This window comes from Paenibacillus sp. AR247, assembly GCF_002968895.1.
In the GTDB taxonomy this organism is placed as follows: Bacteria; Bacillota; Bacilli; order Paenibacillales; family Paenibacillaceae; genus Paenibacillus_AQ; species Paenibacillus_AQ favisporus.
The window spans coordinates 481,001-483,120 of the sequence record NZ_PCZT01000002.1 but is presented as its reverse complement, the minus strand read 5'-3'; the positions used below and the strand labels follow the sequence as shown (position 1 = coordinate 483,120).

General features: G+C 54.2%; 1 protein-coding gene and 1 pseudogene. One reads left to right on the top strand and one right to left on the bottom strand.

Going from position 1 to position 2,120, the window contains the following annotated elements; genetic code table 11:
- Positions 1 to 118: 118 nt before the first annotated feature.
- Entirely contained in the window at positions 119 to 472 is a 354-nt protein-coding gene (locus CPT76_RS02780; RefSeq protein WP_076170692.1) for a phage holin family protein, read from the bottom strand.
- Positions 473 to 631: 159 nt separating this feature from the next.
- On the opposite strand from CPT76_RS02780, the pseudogene CPT76_RS38775 reads away from it, so the two are divergent.
- Positions 632 to 2,120 (top strand): annotated as a pseudogene (locus tag CPT76_RS38775) (endonuclease MutS2); the annotation flags it as partial.

The window sequence follows — 2,120 nt, the reverse complement described above, 5'->3', positions numbered from 1 at the left end:
AGGCCAAACGTACGGGAAAAAATAAAGTGGTGACCGCGGGTGAAGACGCAGCCGATTATGCGGGATAAAAAAGGAAAGACCCCTGTCCTTAGGCAGGGGTTTTCATTCGGGAAACGGTTTACCGCTTGTCCCTTCCGGCATTAAATGCGGACACCGGGATAAACAGGTCGATAATACCGATGACGAGGGCGGCGAGAATGGCGCCAAGGATGGTAACTTCTACGCCGCTGACAATAAATTGGGCGATGTATATGACGAGGGCACTGACGATGAAGCCGACGATCCCGCGTCCAAAGGGAGTAACCCTTTTGCCGAAGATTCCTTCAATAATCCACCCCAGCAGTGCGATAACCAAAGCGAGCAGCAGAGCGCTCCAGAACCCTCCGACGGAAAACTGGGGAACGATCCAGCCTACGATCAGCAGGACGATGGCAGACACGATAAAGCGAACGACATGACCCAGAAAATGCATGCAACTGGCCTCCTTTACACATGGTTACTGTGTTATGCAAACCTTATTGTATTCAATTTTCGCCATGTTATGTATGGAATGATTTAGGGCTGCAAATGGCGAAGCGGCAAACATTTCGTATATAATAAAGGCATTGCACGAGAGGAGTAGTGAATACTGTTGGACGACAAGATTTTGCATACGCTCGAATACCGCAAGATTTTAGATAAATGCGCTGCCTATACCCAAACCTCGATGGGGAGGGGAGCGGCCGAGTCCTTGAAGCCCGATACCGATCTGGAATCGGTAAAGCGTTTGCTTCAGGCAACCGACGAAGCGTATACCGTGGACCGTCTGAAGGGAAATCCGTCCTTCGGCGGCATCACAGACATCGCCGCTCCGCTGAAGCGCGCCAGAATCGGCGGCACCTTAAGCCCGCATGAGCTGCTGGCCATCGGCAACACCGTGAACGGATCGAGACGGATCAAGCGGTTCATCGCGAATGTTCACGAAGACGAGCCGATTCCCCTGCTGGAGGGGATCAGTGAAAATTTATCCGAGCAGAAGCCCCTGGAAGATGCCATTAAAGCATGCATCGACGAAAGCGCCGAAGTGCTTGATTCTGCCAGTCCCGGGCTTGCCCAGGTTCGGCGGGAGCTGAGATCCGGCGAAGTGCGGATCCGGGAGAAGCTCGATTCGATGATCCGTTCCTCCAGCGTGGCCAAAATGCTGCCCGGAATCGATTGTGGCGATGAACAACAAGCTGCGTGAAACCCGGATGAAGGAAGAACGCGAAATTGAAATTATTTTGCAAAAGCTGACGGCGCTCGTCGGTGAACAAGCGGATCTTCTTCTGCTCGATATCGATCTGCTGGGACAGCTCGACTTTATTTTTGCCAAGGGGCGTCTGGCGCATGTCATGAAGGCCAGTCAGCCGAGAATGAACGACCGTGGATACTTGAAGCTGAAGAAAGGACGCCATCCGCTGATCGACATGGAGAAGGTTGTGCCGATCGACGTGGAATTGGGCAACTCGTACACTTCCATTATCGTGACCGGGCCGAATACCGGCGGCAAGACCGTCACGCTGAAGACGATCGGATTGCTGAGCCTGATGGCGATGTCCGGCCTGTTCGTTCCCGCGGAGGAAGGAAGCCAGCTCTGCGTGTTCGACGCCATTTACGCCGATATCGGGGACGAGCAGAGCATCGAACAGAGCTTGAGTACGTTCTCCAGCCATATGACCAATATTATCCGTATTTTGAACCATATGACGCCGAAGAGCCTGGTGCTGCTTGACGAAGTGGGGGCCGGGACCGACCCGGCGGAAGGCTCAGCGCTTGCTATTTCCATTCTGGAGCATATCCACAGCCTGGGCTGCCGGATGGTGGCTACTACCCACTACAGCGAACTCAAGGCTTATGCCTATGAACGCAAAGGCGTCATCAACGCCAGCATGGAATTTGACGTGAACACGCTGAGTCCGACTTACCGGCTCCTCGTCGGCGTTCCCGGACGAAGCAACGCGTTTGCGATTGCGGAGCGGCTCGGACTTCCGCATGTGATCCTGGATTATGCCCGCGGGGAAGTGAAAGAAGAAGATCAGCGCGTCGAGCATATGATCGCCTCCCTCGAGGAAAATCGGCTGGGCGCCGAAAGCGAGCGAGAA

What these genes read in the sequence shown, in the direction of transcription:
- CPT76_RS02780 (WP_076170692.1), bottom strand. Translation starts at nt 472, where the DNA reads ATGCATTTTCTGGGTCATGTCGTTCGCTTTATCGTGTCTGCCATCGTC.